Source organism: Micromonospora sp. NPDC023814 (assembly GCF_040639595.1).
Lineage (GTDB): Bacteria > Actinomycetota > Actinomycetes > Mycobacteriales > Micromonosporaceae > Micromonospora.
Map to the genome: position 1 here is coordinate 80164 of NZ_JBFAAF010000009.1, position 13995 is coordinate 94158.

14 protein-coding genes and 1 pseudogene are annotated in these 13995 nt (G+C 74.6%); 11 read left to right on the top strand and 4 right to left on the bottom strand.

The features are described 5' to 3' along the window. The first annotated feature begins 8 nt into the window (after positions 1-8). From AB0G14_RS07155 to AB0G14_RS07185, 7 genes and pseudogenes are all read left to right on the top strand, one after another. A complete protein-coding gene (locus AB0G14_RS07155; RefSeq protein ID WP_357694609.1) occupies positions 9-677 on the top strand; it encodes a response regulator transcription factor in 669 nt (222 codons plus the stop codon). Between the two features lie 70 nt (positions 678-747). Then, positions 748-2019 (top strand): annotated as a pseudogene (locus AB0G14_RS07160) (helix-turn-helix domain-containing protein); the annotation flags it as partial. A gap of 78 nt (positions 2020-2097) precedes the next feature. Further along, positions 2098-3267 (top strand): acyltransferase domain-containing protein, encoded by a 1170-nt coding sequence (locus AB0G14_RS07165; RefSeq protein WP_357694611.1) that lies wholly within the window; start codon positions 2098-2100, stop codon positions 3265-3267. Then, positions 3264-4208, top strand: coding sequence for a beta-ketoacyl-ACP synthase III (locus AB0G14_RS07170; protein WP_350707730.1), 945 nt, complete (start codon positions 3264-3266; stop codon positions 4206-4208). The genes AB0G14_RS07165 and AB0G14_RS07170 overlap by 4 nt, the downstream gene beginning before the upstream one ends. Positions 4209-4292: 84 nt before the next feature. After that, on the top strand, positions 4293-4532 hold the full coding sequence (locus AB0G14_RS07175; RefSeq protein ID WP_007072348.1) for an acyl carrier protein: 240 nt from the start codon (positions 4293-4295) through the stop codon (positions 4530-4532). A 2-nt stretch (positions 4533-4534) separates the two neighbouring features. Beyond that, positions 4535-5761, top strand: coding sequence for a beta-ketoacyl-ACP synthase II (fabF, locus tag AB0G14_RS07180; RefSeq protein ID WP_357694613.1), 1227 nt, complete (start codon positions 4535-4537; stop codon positions 5759-5761). A 61-nt stretch (positions 5762-5822) separates the two neighbouring features. Beyond that, entirely contained in the window at positions 5823-7211 is a 1389-nt protein-coding gene (locus AB0G14_RS07185) for a carboxyl transferase domain-containing protein (protein WP_357694708.1), read from the top strand. 56 nt (positions 7212-7267) lie between these two features. Here AB0G14_RS07185 and AB0G14_RS07190 read toward each other — a convergent pair whose 3' ends face one another. Continuing rightward, positions 7268-7486 carry a hypothetical protein gene (locus AB0G14_RS07190; RefSeq protein ID WP_357694615.1) on the bottom strand — a complete coding sequence of 73 codons (219 nt, stop codon included), beginning with the start codon at positions 7484-7486 and terminating at the stop codon, positions 7268-7270. Between the two features lie 88 nt (positions 7487-7574). Between AB0G14_RS07190 and AB0G14_RS07195 the strand changes: the two genes are divergently transcribed. Together AB0G14_RS07195 and AB0G14_RS07200 are read left to right on the top strand one after the other, a co-directional pair. Beyond that, positions 7575-8477 carry a MerR family transcriptional regulator gene (locus tag AB0G14_RS07195; protein ID WP_357694617.1) on the top strand — a complete coding sequence of 301 codons (903 nt, stop codon included), beginning with the start codon at positions 7575-7577 and terminating at the stop codon, positions 8475-8477. A gap of 73 nt (positions 8478-8550) precedes the next feature. After that, positions 8551-9192, top strand: coding sequence for a lipoprotein (locus AB0G14_RS07200; RefSeq protein WP_357694619.1), 642 nt, complete (start codon positions 8551-8553; stop codon positions 9190-9192). 5 nt (positions 9193-9197) lie between these two features. On the opposite strand, the gene AB0G14_RS07205 is transcribed toward AB0G14_RS07200, so the two are convergent. Together AB0G14_RS07205 and AB0G14_RS07210 are read right to left on the bottom strand one after the other, a co-directional pair. Further along, positions 9198-10928, bottom strand: coding sequence for a glycoside hydrolase family 3 protein (locus tag AB0G14_RS07205; protein ID WP_357694621.1), 1731 nt, complete (start codon positions 10926-10928; stop codon positions 9198-9200). 77 nt (positions 10929-11005) lie between these two features. Continuing rightward, positions 11006-11497, bottom strand: coding sequence for a DUF3145 domain-containing protein (locus tag AB0G14_RS07210; RefSeq protein ID WP_350707719.1), 492 nt, complete (start codon positions 11495-11497; stop codon positions 11006-11008). Positions 11498-11804: 307 nt separating this feature from the next. Between AB0G14_RS07210 and AB0G14_RS07215 the strand changes: the two genes are divergently transcribed. Beyond that, positions 11805-12134, top strand: a complete 330-nt coding sequence (locus AB0G14_RS07215; RefSeq protein WP_357694624.1) for a hypothetical protein — start codon at positions 11805-11807, stop codon at positions 12132-12134. A gap of 93 nt (positions 12135-12227) precedes the next feature. Here AB0G14_RS07215 and AB0G14_RS07220 read toward each other — a convergent pair whose 3' ends face one another. After that, positions 12228-12872, bottom strand: coding sequence for a carbonic anhydrase (locus tag AB0G14_RS07220; RefSeq protein WP_357694626.1), 645 nt, complete (start codon positions 12870-12872; stop codon positions 12228-12230). A 146-nt stretch (positions 12873-13018) separates the two neighbouring features. On the opposite strand from AB0G14_RS07220, the gene AB0G14_RS07225 reads away from it, so the two are divergent. Continuing rightward, positions 13019-13954 carry an alpha/beta hydrolase gene (locus AB0G14_RS07225; RefSeq protein WP_357694628.1) on the top strand — a complete coding sequence of 312 codons (936 nt, stop codon included), beginning with the start codon at positions 13019-13021 and terminating at the stop codon, positions 13952-13954. Positions 13955-13995 lie beyond the last annotated feature (41 nt).

Below are 13995 nucleotides of genomic sequence, written 5' to 3' on the forward strand. Positions count from 1 at the left end.
GACGTGTCATGGCCGAGGTGATCCGGGTGCTGCTCGCCGACGACCAGCCGGCGGTGCGGGCCGGGCTGGCGCTGATCCTGGCCGGCACGCCCGGGGTCGCCGTGGTGGGCGAGGCCGACGACGGCGCGGAGGCTGTCCGGCTGTGCCGCGAGTTGCGGCCCGACGTGGCGGTCATGGACGTGCGGATGCCCCGGCTGGACGGTATCTCGGCCACCCGGGAGATCGTCGCCGACCGGCTCGCCGACGTGCTCGTGCTCACCACCTTCGACCTCGACGAGTACGTCTTCGGCGCGCTGCGGGCCGGCGCGGCGGGCTTCGTGCTGAAGGACACCGATGCCGAGGGGCTGGTGGCGGCGGTGCGGACGGTCGCCCGGGGCGAGGGGTTCATCGCCCCGGCGGTGACCCGCCGGCTGATCACCGCGTTCGCGGCGACCGCCCCGGCCGCCTCCGGGGCGACCCGGGCGGCGGTGGACGCGCTGACCCCCCGGGAGCGGGACGTGCTGGCCTGCCTCGGGCTCGGGCTGTCCAACCAGCAGATCGCCGACCGGCTGGCGATGGCGGAGAGCACCACCAAGACCCATGTCAGCCGGATCCTCGCCAAGCTGGACCTGCGCAGCCGGGTGCAGGCCGCCATCCTGGCCCAGGAGCTGGGGCTGCCCGCTCCCCCGCCCGCCTGACCCGACCCGCCGGCCCCGCCCGGGGTCACCGCCGAGCGTGCCGCCCGGCGTGAAGGTCCAGGTCGGGACGTGTCAGGCTGGAGCGGTGAGCGAGCCGGGCGGTACGGAGCTGTCGGCCACGCTGCGCCGGATCGAGCGGGCGGCGGGGGCGCTGGCCACCGCCAGCGTGGCCCGGATGGACGAGGCCCTGCCCTGGTTCCGTGACCTGCCCGCCGACCACCGTTCCTGGGTGATGCTGGTGGCCCAGGCCGGCGCCCGGTCGCTGGTGCAGTGGCTGCGCGACGGCGGTGGCACGGCGGACAGCACCCAGGAGGTCTCCGACGAGGTCTTCGCCACCGCGCCGCAGGCGCTGGCCCGCTCGATCAGCCTCCAGCAGACGGTGGCGCTGATCAAGGTGATGATCGACGTCGTCGAGGAGCAGGTCTCGCACCTGGCCGCGCCGGGCGAGGAGCAGCAGTTGCGCGAGGCGGTGCTGCGGTTCTCCCGGGAGATCGCCTTCGCCGCCGCCCGCGCGTACGCCCGGGCCGCCGAGTCCCGCGGCTCCTGGGACGCCCGGTTGCAGGCGTTGCTGGTGGACGCGCTGCTGCGGGGCGACTCGCCGGACGTGCTGGCCAGCCGCGCGGCGGCGCTCGGCTGGGCGGACGCCCCGCCGGTGGCGGTGGCGGTCGGCCGCTCCCCCGGCGGCGAGGTGTCCGCCGTGCTGCACACCGTGCACCGGCAGGCCCGGCGCATCGGCGCGGAGGTGATCGGCGGGGTGCACGGCGACCGGCTGGTCATCGTGCTCGGGGGCGCCGCCGATCCCGTCGCCGCCACCGTCAAGCTGCTCGGCGCGTTCGGCGACGGGCCGGTGGTGGTCGGCCCGGCCGTGCCGAGCCTGGACGAGGCGACCGAGTCGGCCCGCGCCGCGCTGGCCGGCTTCCGGGCCGCCCCCGCCTGGCCGACCGCGCCCCGGCCGGTGCCGGCGGGCGACCTGCTGCCGGAGCGCGCGCTGGCCGGTGACGCGGAGGCGCGCCGGCGGCTGCGGCACGACGTCTACGCCGCGCTCGTGCGGGCGGGTGGCGAGTTGCTGGAGACCCTCGACGCGTTCTTCGCGGCTGGCGGCACGCTGGAGAGCGCCGCCCGCGCCCTCTTCGTGCACCCGAACACGGTGCGCTACCGGCTGCGGCGGATCGCCGACGTGACCGGCTTCTCGCCGCTCACCGCGCGGGACGCGTTCGCCCTCCAGGTGGCGCTCACCGTCGGCCGGCTCGACCCGGTGGTCCCGGTGGTCCCAACCCAGACAATGACCCCAGCCGCCAGGAAAACATCACAGTCGGGTGACGATCACCGCCGATCTTTGTAGGAACCCTCCAAAGGTTCTAGTGCGGTTTGGTCGAGGGCGGCACAGCGCTACCCGCGCGTATCCGGGAGAGTCATAGACGTGCTCGCCGTACTCTCTCCCGGCCAGGGTTCCCAGAAACCCGGCTTCCTGACCCCCTGGCTCGACCTGCCCGGCGCCGAGGCCCGTCTGCGGTGGTGGTCGGCGATGGCCGGGGTCGACCTGGTGCACCTCGGCACCGCGGCCGACGCCGACGAGATCAAGGACACCGCCCGCACCCAGCCGCTGCTGGTCGCGGCGGCGCTGCTCGCCGCCGAACACCTGCCGATGTACGACGTCACCGTCACCGCCGGCCACAGCGTGGGCGAGCTGGGCGCGGCGGCGCTCGCCGGGGTGCTGCCCGCGGAGGCGGCGATCACCCTCGCCGGCGTACGCGGCCGCGAGATGGCCGACGCCTGCGCGCTGGAGCCGACCGGGATGGCCGCCGTGCTGGGCGGTGACCCCGACGAGGTGCTCGCCACGATCGCCGCGCACGGGCTGCACCCGGCCAACCGCAACGGCGCCGGCCAGTTCGTCGCCGCCGGCGCGGTCGCGGGCCTGGAGAAGCTCGCCGCCGAGCCGCCGACCAAGGCCCGGGTGATCCGCCTCAAGGTGGCCGGCGCCTTCCACACCCCGTACATGGCCCCCGCCGAGGCGGCGCTCGCCGCCGTCGCCGCCGGGATCACCCCCGCCGACCCGACCCGGATCCTGCTGTCCAACATCGACGGCGCCGCGGTCGACCACGGGCGCGACATGGTGCAGCGCCTGGTCCGGCAGGTCACCGCGCCGGTGCGCTGGGACCTCTGCATGCGCACGCTGGCCGACCTCGGGGTGACCGGCGTGATCGAGCTGCCCCCGGCGGGCACCCTCGCGGGCCTGGTCAAGCGGGAGCTCAAGGAGAGCGGCCTCCCGGAGATCGTCACCCTGAACACCCCGGACGACCTGCCCGCCGCACGGGACCTGATCGCCCGGCACGGGATGGCGCCGAGCCACGAGCCGACCATGCAGTTCCGCGTGGTGGTGGCCCCGTCGGCCGGCACCTTCGAGCCGGCGGAGAGCCTCGCCGAGGGCGAGACGCTCGACGCCGGGCAGGTCGTCGGCCACATCGCCACCCGGCAGGGCCCGGTCGAGGTGGCCGCCCACGCCGGCGGGGTGCTCACCGAGTGGCTCGCCCACCACGACGACCCGGTCGCGCCGGGCCAGCCGCTCGTTCGCATCGGAGGTCACGCATGACCGGCAGCCGGATCCTCGCCATGGGGCACTACCAGCCCTCCCGGGTGGTCACCAACGACGAGATCGCGCAGCTGGTGGAGACCAGCGACGAGTGGATCCGCGACCGGGTCGGCATCGTCACCCGACGGATCGCCGACGGCGAGTCGGTCACCGACATGGCCGCCGCCGCCGCCGGCAAGGCGCTGGCCAACGCCGGCCTCACCGCCGCCGACATCGACCTGGTCGTCGTCGCCACCTGCAGCGCCGTCGACCGCAGCCCGAACGTCGCCTGCCGGGTCGCCGCCAAGCTCGGCATCACCGCGCCCGGGGCGTACGACATCAACACGGCCTGCTCCGGTTTCGCCTACGCGCTGGGCACGGTGGACCACGCCATCCGGGCCGGCGCCTCGCGCAACGCCCTGGTGATCGGCGCGGAGAAGCTCTCCGACATCGTCGACTGGACGGACCGCTCCACGTGCATCATCTTCGCCGACGGCGCGGGCGCCGCCGTGGTGACGGCCACCGCCGAGGACGAGCCCGCCGGCATCGGCCCGGTGGTCTGGGGCTCGGCCCCGGAGAAGAGCGACGCGGTACGCATCGAGGGCTGGCGCCCGTACATCCAGCAGGAGGGGCAGTCGGTCTTCCGCTGGGCCACCACCGAGCTGGCGCCGCTGGCCCGGCAGGCGTGCGAGCGCGCCGGGGTGGACCCGTCGGAGCTGGCCGCCTTCGTGCCGCACCAGGCCAACGCCCGGATCATCGACGGCATCGTGAAGCGGCTCGGCATCCCGAACGCGATCATCGCCAAGGACATCGTCGAGTCCGGCAACACCTCGGCGGCGAGCGTGCCGCTGGCCCTGTCCAAGCTGGTCGAGCGGCGGGAGGTGCCCTCGGGCGCCCCGGTGCTGCTCTTCGGCTTCGGCGGCGGCCTGACCTACGCCGGTCAGGTCGTCCGCTGCCCCTGAAGCCCCTCCGGCGCGCCAGCGCCGGGGAGTGACGGCCGGCGTCGTCGGCCGTCGAGTGAAACCGATGAGAGGAACCAAACCGCAATGACCCGTGACGAGATCACCGCCGGCCTCGCCGAGATCCTCGAAGAGGTTGCCGGGGTGAACCCGGACGACGTGGCCGAGGGGAAGTCCTTCACCGACGACCTGGACGTCGACTCGCTCTCCATGGTGGAGGTCGTGGTGGCGGCCGAGGAGAAGTTCGGCGTCAAGATCCCGGACAACGAGGTGCAGAACCTGAAGACCGTCGGGGACGCCGTCAGCTACATCGAGGCGCAGTCCTGATCATGGCGCACACCGACGTCGTCGTCACCGGGCTCGGCGCGACCACCCCGCTGGGCGGGGACGTCGCGTCGACCTGGGACGCCATGCTCGCCGGCCGCTCCGGGGTGAGTGCCCTCACCCAGGAGTGGGCCGAGCAGCTGCCGGTCCGGATCGCCGCCCAGCTCGCGGTGGATCCGGCCGGCCTGCTCGACCGGGTCAAGCTGCGCCGGCTGGACCGTTCCGAGGCGATCGCGATCATCGCGGCGCAGCAGGCCTGGGCGGACGCCGGCCTGGCCGATTCCGGGCTGGACCGGGAGCGGCTGGGCGTCAGCGTCGGCTCGGGCATCGGCGGCGCGCTGACCCTGCTCGCCCAGGACGACGTCCTGGAGGCCTCCGGCCCGCGGCGGGTCTCCCCGCACACCATCCCGATGCTGATGCCGAACGGCCCCGCCGCCTGGGTGGGGCTGGAGCTGGGCGCGAAGGCGGGGGTGCACTCGGTGGCCAGCGCCTGCGCGACCGGTGCGGAGGCGATCGCGCTCGGCCTGGACATGATCCGCGCCGGCCGCGCCGACGTGGTGGTGGCCGGCGGCACCGAGGCGGTCATCCACCAGCTGCCGATCGCCGGCTTCAGCTCGATGCGGGCCATGTCGACGCGCAACGACGAGCCGGAGCGGGCCTCCCGGCCGTGGGACAAGGGCCGCGACGGCTTCGTGCTCGGCGAGGGCGCGGGCATCCTGGTGCTGGAGCGCGCGGACCACGCCGCCGCCCGGGGTGCCCGGGTGTACGCGCGCCTGGCCGGGGCCGGCATCACCTCCGACGGCTACGACATCGTGCAGCCGCACCCGGAGGGGGAGGGCGCGATCCGGGCCATCGCGAAGGCGATCGCCGACGCGGACGTCGCCAGGTCCGACATCACGCACGTCAACGCGCACGCCACGTCGACCCCGGTCGGTGACGTGGCGGAGATCAAGGCGCTGCACGAGGCGCTCGGCGACCACCCGGTGCTGTCCTCCACCAAGTCGATGTCCGGTCACCTGCTGGGTGCGGCGGGCGCGCTGGAGTCGATCGCCACCATCCTGGCGATCCGCGACAGTGTCGTGCCCCCGACGATCAACCTCGACGACCCGGACGACGGCCTCACCCTGGAGGTGGCCGCGAACAAGGCGCGCCACCTGGACATCCCCGCCGCGCTGAACAACTCGTTCGGCTTCGGCGGGCACAACGTGGCTCTCGTCTTCACGCGGGCCTGAGACCACAGCCTTGGAGGCTCACGTGACCACCACCGCCGTTGGTGCGGACACTTCACCCGTCGTGGACCACCGAGATCCGGAGTTGCGGCTGCGGGCGCTGTTCGATGCCGGTTCGTTGCGGTTGATGGCGCCCCGGGACACCTCCGGCGTCCTGTGGGCGCGGGGCGAGATCGACGGCACGCCGGTGGTCGCGTACGCGACCGACGCCACGCGGATGGGCGGGGCGATGGGCACCGAGGGGTGCCGGCACGTCGTGGACGCCATCGACACCGCGGTGCGGGAGCGGGTGCCGGTGCTGGGGTTGTGGCACTCCGGTGGGGCCCGGCTGGCCGAGGGCGTGGTGGCGCTGGACGCGGTGGGTCAGGTGTTCGCCGCGATGGTGCGCGCGTCGGGGCGGGTGCCGCAGATCTCGGTGGTGCTGGGTCCCGCGGCCGGCGGCGCGGCGTACGGGCCGGCGTTGACCGACATCGTGGTCATGAGCGGGGCCGGACGGATCTTCGTGACCGGTCCGGAGGTGGTACGCAGCGTCACCGGTGAGCAGGTCGACATGGAGCGGCTGGGCGGGCCGGAGCCGCACGGCCGCCGCTCCGGGGTGGTCCACGTGACGTGCAAGGACGACGAGTCGGCGCTGGCCGAGTCGCGCAAGCTCGCCGCGCTGCTGGGACGCCAGGGTCGGCTGTCGCCCGACGACGTGGCGGTGGAGGGTGACCAGGGGCACGACCTGGCGGCGAAGATGCCGGCGGAGACGAACCGGGCCTACGACGTCAAGCCGGTGGTCAAGGCGCTGCTGGACGCTCCCGGGGTGGAGCTGCACGCCAAGTGGGCGCCGAACGTGGTCACCACCCTGGGCCGGTTCGCCGGCCGTACCGTCGGGGTGATCGCCAACAACCCGCTGCGCCTGGGCGGCTGCCTCGACGCCTCCAGCGCCGAGAAGGCGGCCCGGTTCGTGCGGATGTGCGACTCCCTCGGCGTGCCGCTGATCGTGCTGGTCGACGTGCCCGGCTACCTGCCCGGCCTCGGCCAGGAGTGGGACGGCGTGGTGCGCCGCGGCGCGAAGCTGCTGCACGCCTTCGCCGAGGCCGTCGTGCCCCGGGTGACCCTGGTGACCCGCAAGGCCTACGGCGGGGCGTACATCGCGATGAACTCCCGCTCCCTGGGGGCGACCGCCGTGTTCGCCTGGCCCCACGCCGAGGTCGCCGTCATGGGCGCCAGCGCCGCGGTCAACATCCTGCACCGCAAGAAGCTGGCCGCCGCCCCCGCCGAGGAACGCGAGACGCTGCGCGCGCGGCTGATCGAGGAACAGACCCGGGTCGCGGGCGGCGTCAACCGCGCCCTGGAGATCGGCGTGGTCGACGACGTCATCACCCCCGCCGAGACCCGTCGCCGCATCGCCGAGGCCCTCGCCGCCGCCCCGGCGGCCCGGGGCGCGCACGGCAACATCCCGCTGTAGTCGCACGTACCGTCGAGGGGCCCGCGCTCACCCGAGCGCGGGCCCCTCGCGTTTGTTCAGCCCCGGTTGCGGGGGTGCCGGCGGGCGGTCCGCTCGTTGCCCCGGCGGTAGTTGCCGGTCCACCGGGCCATCACGAGCTGCGGGTCGTCGTCGACCTCGGCGAGGAACTCCGCCGCCCGGCCGCCGCGCAACGTGCCCGCCACCCGCCCGTGGTGGGTGATCACCACGGTGCCGTCGGAGCGCTCGGCGTACGCGAAACCCTGTGCCGTTCCCATCTGCGCAGAGGGTGCCAGGTGCGGCGGGTGGCCGCGAGCCCGTTTCCGGGTTGACTCTCCAGCGGCTGGAGACAGGAGGCTCTTCGACGTGGACGACCGCACCGACCTGTTCACCATCGGGCAGCTCGCCCGCCGGACCGGCCTCTCGGTCCGGACCATCCGCTTCTGGTCCGACCTGGACCTGTTGCCCCCGACCGGCCGATCGCCGGGCGGCTACCGGCTCTACGACGCAGCCGCCGTGGCCCGGCTGGAGCTGCTGCGCTCCCTGCGCGAGCTGGGCATCGGCCTGGACGACGTACGCCGGATCGTGGACCGGCAGTCCACCGTCCGGGACGTGGCGCAGGCGCACGTCCGGGCACTGGACGCGGAGATCCGGACGCTGCGGCTGCGCCGGGCGGTGCTGCGGTCGGTCACCCGACGTGGCAGTACGACCGAGGAGTTGAGAATCATGAACGACCTGGCCCGCCTCTCCGCCCGGGAGCGGCAGCGGATCATCGACGACTTCGTGGCCGAGGTCTTCGACGGCGTCGACGTCGACCTGGGTGCCGGCCTGGCCCAGGCCATGCGGGCGCTGCCGGCGGACCTGCCGGACGAGCCCACCGACGAGGAGGTGGACGCCTGGCTGGAGCTGGCCGAGCTGGTGGCCGACCCGGACTTCCGCCGTCGGGTACGCGAGATGGCGGTGGCCGGGTCGGCCGACGCGACGGCGCCGCCACCGGAGCCGATGCCGTCGGTCGAGCCGGCGCGTGCGGCCCTGGCCGCCGGGATCGACCCGGCGTCGCCCGAGGCTCGGGCGGTGCTCGACGAGATGGTGGACCCGACGCTCACCCCGGACCAGCGCCGGGCGATGGCCGACGGGATCGCCGCCTTCACCGACCGGCGGGTGGAGCGGTACTGGCAGTTGATCGGCGTGCTCAACCGGCGGGAACCGTTCCCGCCCGCGGTCCCGGCCGTGGAGTGGCTGGTCGCCGCGCTGCGCGCGGCCCACTAGGCCAACCGGCTTGACGCCGTCCGTCCGCCCCGCTTTGATGGGCCGGCTCTCATCGTCGACGGGGAATGGACACATGGAACGACGTACCCGCGCCGCCGTGCTCGCGGCGCTGACCATCGCGCTGACCGGCGGCTGCGCCGACGCGAAGGAGACGCCGGCGGCCGGCGGTTCGCCGTCGGCCGCGCCGAGCACCACCGCCTCGCCGGTGACCCCCGGCCCGCCCTGGCACGACGAGGTGGCCGCCGCGGCCGCCAGCACCACCGTCGGCACGAAGGGAACGCCCTGCGAGCTGCCGATCACCTTCTCGCTGCCGGCCAGGTGGAAGGTCGAGGCGGTGAAGGGCTCGGCGGAGTTCGGCGAGCCGACCGTCGGCAATGCCAGGATGCTGTGCGAACTCGACGCCCGGCCGACCGGCGAACTCGGGTTCCTCCGGGTCTGGCGGGTCGACGGGGTCGCCGGCGGCGCCGAGGCGCACCTGAAGCACTTCGTCGAGGCGTACTCGCCGAAGGCTTCGGACACGCAGTACCGGCGGCTGCGGGCCGGCACGCTCGACGCCGTGGAGGCGAGCTACACGGCGGACGGCGACACGGACCGGGCCATCGCGTTGTCCTCCCTCTACGGTCCGATCGTGCTGAGCCTGGACGCCCCGGACCCGGAGGACCTGCTGCCGGCGTACCAGCTGGTGAAGCAGTCGGCCCGGATCAACCGCGACTGAGGCGCTCAGCCGGCGCAGGTGGTGGCGGGCAGGCCGGGCACCGGCACCGGGGACCGGCCCTCCGGCCGCGCCTTGCCGGCCAGCACCCCGGCGAGGGCGGTCATCGACGCCCGGCTGGACGAGTACGTCGCCAGCAGGGTCGGTGACTTCGCCTTCGCCAGCACGTACGGGGTGTCCATGGCGACCGTGACGGCGGCGTCGGCGCGCAGGTCGCCGGCGCCGTCGCCGTACCCGACCAGGTGCACCACCGTGCCGCCGCTGGGCACCACCTTCACCCCGGCCGAGGTGAGCGCCTCGGTCAGCGCCGCCCGGGTGTGGTCGCGCCCGCCGGAGGAGGTGACGGTCACCGGGCCCCGCACCCCGCCGCCGCAGGCGCCGCGGAACACCGTCACGGCCGCCGCCGCCAGGTCCTCCGCCGCCTTCCGGTGCGCCGGGCCGCCCAGCGTGGACAGCTCGGGCGTGGGCCGGTCGGCGAGCTTGAACTTCATGGTCAGCACCCGGGTCGCGGCCTCCACGAGGCGGGCCCGGGGCAGCGAGCCGTCGCGGAGCGCGGCGAGCAGCCCGTCGTACGCCTGGCCGACGTGCGGCGTCATCAGGATCAGGTCGTTGCCCGCCTGCAGCGCGCGCACCGCGGCCTCCCCCGGTGACCAGCGCTTCGCCGGCGGCATGTTCATCCCGTCGGTGATCACCACGCCCTGAAAGCCGAGCTGGCCGCGCAGCACGTCGGTGAGCAGCTTGCGCGAGAAGGTCGCCGCGGTGCCCGGGTCCACCGACCGGGCGTCGAGGTGGGCGGACATGACGGCCATCGCGCCGGCGTCGATGCCGGCGGAGAAGGGCGGCCAGGCACCGGTCTCCAGCGCCTTGCGGGACTGGCCGAGCACCGGCAGGTCCTCGTGCGAGTCGGCGGCGCTGTGCCCGTGGCCCGGGAAGTGCTTGACGGTCGCGGCGACGCCCGCGGCCTGCAACCCGCGGACCGCGCCGGCCACCTGCCCCGCGGTCACCTTCGGGTCCGCCCCGTACGACCGGGAGCCGATCACGGTGCTGCGGGTGGCGAGCACGTCGGCGACCGGGGCGAAGTCGAGGTTGACGCCCATCGCGGCGAGTTCGGTGCCGGCCGCCCGCCAGGCGGCCTCGGTCAGCTCCGGCTTCCCGGCCGCGCCCGCGGCGAGGGCGCTGGGCAGCAGGGTCACCCCGTCGGTGATCCGGGTGACCACGCCATACTCCTGGTCGGTGCCGATCAGGAACGGCGCCTGACCGGCTGGCAGCCGACCGGCGGCCTCGCGCAGGCCGGTGGTGAGTTCGCGGACCTGCTCCGGGTTGTCGACGTTGGTGGTCTCCTGGTTGCCCTTGGTCGGGTCGTCGGCGCTGAAGCCGACCAGGATCAGCCCGCCGAGCCGGTACCTGGCGATCATCTCGGCCGGGGTGTCCACCCCGGCGAGCGCCTGGTTGCCGGCCTTCGATCCGGGCGAGACCCGGGTCGCCGAGTCGCCGTAGGCGTAGGGCATCAGCACCTGGCCGACCAGGTCCTCGTCGGCGAGCGTGCCGACCAGGGCGGCGGCGCGGGCGGCCGGGTCGGCGGCGGGCAGGCTCGCGCCGGGTGTCGGGGTGGCCGCGGCGCTCGTCGACGCGGGCTCGGGGCGGCGGTCCGTTGGCTCCGAGCATCCGGAGAGGAGCAGGGCGGTCAGGGCGGCGAGCGCGACGCCGGCACGTCGCGGGGTAGTCGACACGCGGCCCATCCCACCAGTTCACCCCTTATCGGGGCAACCTGACCTGCGCGCCACCGCCGGGCCGGGGTGCGGCCGGACGTGGGACGTCAGCCGACGCGGGTGAGCAGGGTCACCGGGGCGCCGTCGCCGGCGTAGCGGTAGGGCTCCAGCTCGGCGTCCCAGGCGGTGCCGAGCGCCTTGTCGAGCGCGTGCGCGAGGGCCTCCGGCGCCCGCGCGCCCGCCATCAGGCTGCGCAGCCGGTCCTCGCCGAGCTGGATGTCGCCGGCCGCGCCCACGGTCGCGCGGAACAGGCCGCGCCCCGGGACGTACATGAAGCGCTCGCCGTCGGCGCCGGCGCTCGGCTCCTCGGTGACCTCGAAACGGATCATGGGCCACTGCCGGAGGGCAGCAGCCAGCTCGGCGCCCGTCCCCGGACGACCGGTCCACCCGCATTCGGCCCGGCGAGCGCCGGGGTCGACGGGCTGAGCCGTCCACTGCAGGTTGACCGGCGCAGCGAGGACGCGCGCGATCGCCCACTCGACGTGTGAGCACACGGCGAGTGGGGTCGAGTGGACGTATACGACGCCACGCGTTGGCACGGAGACCTCCCGGAGAGCGAGGTGCGTCTTCCCCTACGACCTCGATCACCCGAGTGGCTTCTGGAACACATGATGACTGGTGTGACGGATGGTGCGCCAGGGAATCGGAAAATTCGCCGGTCGGAATAGTCGGACGGGTGACCGCCGTTGACCCCTCCAGACGCGATAACCAGCCAGGGACCGTGGTCGTGTACAGTTCCATCGGCGGCCTGTGCCGCGCACAACTTCCGCGGGCCCACTCACCAGGTGCCGTCCGCACAGCCCCCGGACGTTCCGTCCTCCCGTACGTCTTGCAAGGAGTACCTCCGTGGCGAGCAACACCTCTAAGACCGCGCGCGCGTCAGTCCGGGCCGGCCAGGCTGGCCAGGGTGGCGCCCTCAGCGTGCTGGGCGAGTTCAAGTACGTCATCCCGCTCAACGGCGGCAAGCACGCCTACGTGCGGAACCTGACCAACGGCAAGACCGCGCACCTGCGCACCGACTCCGAGGCCTTCGTCGAGGAGATCCGGACGCTGGCTGCCGCCGGCCACGCCGCGAAGATCCGGGCCGAGCTCAACAACCTCAACGCCACCCACCCGGGTGACGGCTGGGACGCCACCGAGAAGCGCCTCGTCGAGGCCGGCGTCTTCGAGGGCTGAGCCCTCCCCCACGCGACACCTGGACCGCCCGTCGGGATCATCCCGGCGGGCGGTTCCGCGTCTGTGGACTGATGTAGCGAAGGGATCCTTCCGCTACACCTCGAGCAGGGCGACCTCGCCGGTGGCCAGGTCGTAGAGGGCGCCGACCACGGCCAGCCGGCCGGCGGCGACGGGGCCGGCGAGCAGGTCGTCGGCGCGCAGCGCGGCCACCGTCCGCAGCACGTGCCGGCGGACCGCCAGCGGATGCGCCCGAGGATCGTCGACGCCCACCTCGGTCACCGCCGGGGCGATCTGTTCGACGAGGTGCGCCAGCGCGCCGCCCGGTGACCGCCCGCCGCGCAGCACGTCCACGGCGGAGGCGACCGCGCCGCACCGCTCGTGCCCGAGCACCACCACCAGCGGTACGCCCAACTCCCCGACCACGTACTCGATGGAGCCGAGCACGGCCCGGTCGAGCACGTGCCCGCCGGTGCGGATCACGCAGATCGAGCCGAACGTCTGGTCGAAGATCGCCTCCAGCGGCACCCGCGAGTCGATGCAGCCGAGGAGCACCGCGTACGGCTGCTGGTCCCCGGAGGCCGCCGCGGCGGCGGCGGTGACGTCGTGGCCGTGGATCGGCTGGCCGCTGACGAACCGGCGGTTGCCGGCGAGCAGTTCCGCCAGGGCGGCCCGGGGCGTGCCGCCGGCCGCCCGCCCGGCCGGTGCGGGCCCGGGCGGCGTTGCCTGCGGCGACCCCATGCCCCCAGCATGGCCGGCCCGGCCGGCGCCCGGACGGGTTGCGAATCTTCTCACCGGCACGGTTGCTGTGGTGTCATGACGGGTAGCCGGTGTTACCACCGGGTATCCCCGGTGTTGCGGACCAGCGCGGCCTTGGGGAGGTGGCGATGCCAGAGCACGTCGAGGTACGTCTTCCCGACGACGTGTGTCTGCACGTCGAGGCGACAGGGCCGGCCGACGCCGAGGTCACCGTGGTGCTGCTGCACGGCTGGACGCTGGACGGGCGGGCCTGGCACCGGCAGCTCGCCGACCTGCGGGAACGCTTCGACGGCGCGGTACGGGTGGTGACCTACGACGCCCGCGGGCACGGCCGGTCGAGCTGCATGGCGCTGCCCACCGCCACCCTCGCCCAACTCGGCGACGACCTGGCCGCGGTGCTTGACGAGGTGGCCCCGGACGGCCGGGTGGTGCTCGCCGGCCACTCGATGGGCGGCATGACGATCATGGAGTACGCGCACCGGCACCCCGAGCACTTCGCCGCCCGGGCCGCCGGGTTGGTCTTCGTCTCCACGACGGCCGAGGGGCACACGCACACCGCCTACGGCCTGTCGCCCCGGATCGCCCGGTTGATCCGGCTCGCCGAGACCACCGGGGCCGGCGTGCTGGCCCGGTGCGGGTCCTGGCGGCCACCCCGGGCGCTGCTGCGGGCCCTGCGCCCCAGCATCCGCTGGATGCTCTTCGGCGACCGCTGCGACCCGCACGACATCCGGCTGGTCACCTCGGCGGTGGCCCGCGCCTCGCTCCGCTCGATCGGCGGGTTCCGCGCCTCGATCGGGGCGCAGCACCGGCTGGACACCCTCGCCCGGCTCGCCCACCTGCCGGCGGCGGCGCTGGTCGGCGACCGGGACCGGCTCACCCCGCCGCCGTGCGCCGAGTCGATCGCCGCCGTGCTGCCGGCGACGGAGCTGACCGTCTGTCCGGGCGCCGGGCACATGCTGATGATGGAACGCCCCGCCGAGGTCAACGCGGCGCTGGGCGGCGTGCTCCGCCAGGTGCTCGCCGACGCCCGCTCCGCCGCGCCCACCACCACCCGGAAGGGGTGACGCGGGCAGGCCGGGCGGAGTGACGCGGGCTCCTTTCCCGC

Excerpts from the sequence above, each read along its gene's own strand:
- AB0G14_RS07155 (WP_357694609.1), top strand. The coding sequence starts at position 9 with ATGGCCGAGGTGATCCGGGTGCTGCTCGCCGACGACCAGCCGGCGGTG.
- AB0G14_RS07170 (WP_350707730.1), top strand. The coding sequence starts at position 3,264 with ATGACCGGCAGCCGGATCCTCGCCATGGGGCACTACCAGCCCTCCCGG.
- AB0G14_RS07175 (WP_007072348.1), top strand. The coding sequence starts at position 4,293 with ATGACCCGTGACGAGATCACCGCCGGCCTCGCCGAGATCCTCGAAGAG.
- fabF (WP_357694613.1), top strand. The coding sequence starts at position 4,535 with ATGGCGCACACCGACGTCGTCGTCACCGGGCTCGGCGCGACCACCCCG.
- AB0G14_RS07190 (WP_357694615.1), bottom strand. The coding sequence starts at position 7,486 with ATGGGAACGGCACAGGGTTTCGCGTACGCCGAGCGCTCCGACGGCACC.
- AB0G14_RS07200 (WP_357694619.1), top strand. The coding sequence starts at position 8,551 with ATGGAACGACGTACCCGCGCCGCCGTGCTCGCGGCGCTGACCATCGCG.
- AB0G14_RS07205 (WP_357694621.1), bottom strand. The coding sequence starts at position 10,928 with ATGGGCCGCGTGTCGACTACCCCGCGACGTGCCGGCGTCGCGCTCGCC.
- AB0G14_RS07220 (WP_357694626.1), bottom strand. The coding sequence starts at position 12,872 with ATGGGGTCGCCGCAGGCAACGCCGCCCGGGCCCGCACCGGCCGGGCGG.
- AB0G14_RS07225 (WP_357694628.1), top strand. The coding sequence starts at position 13,019 with ATGCCAGAGCACGTCGAGGTACGTCTTCCCGACGACGTGTGTCTGCAC.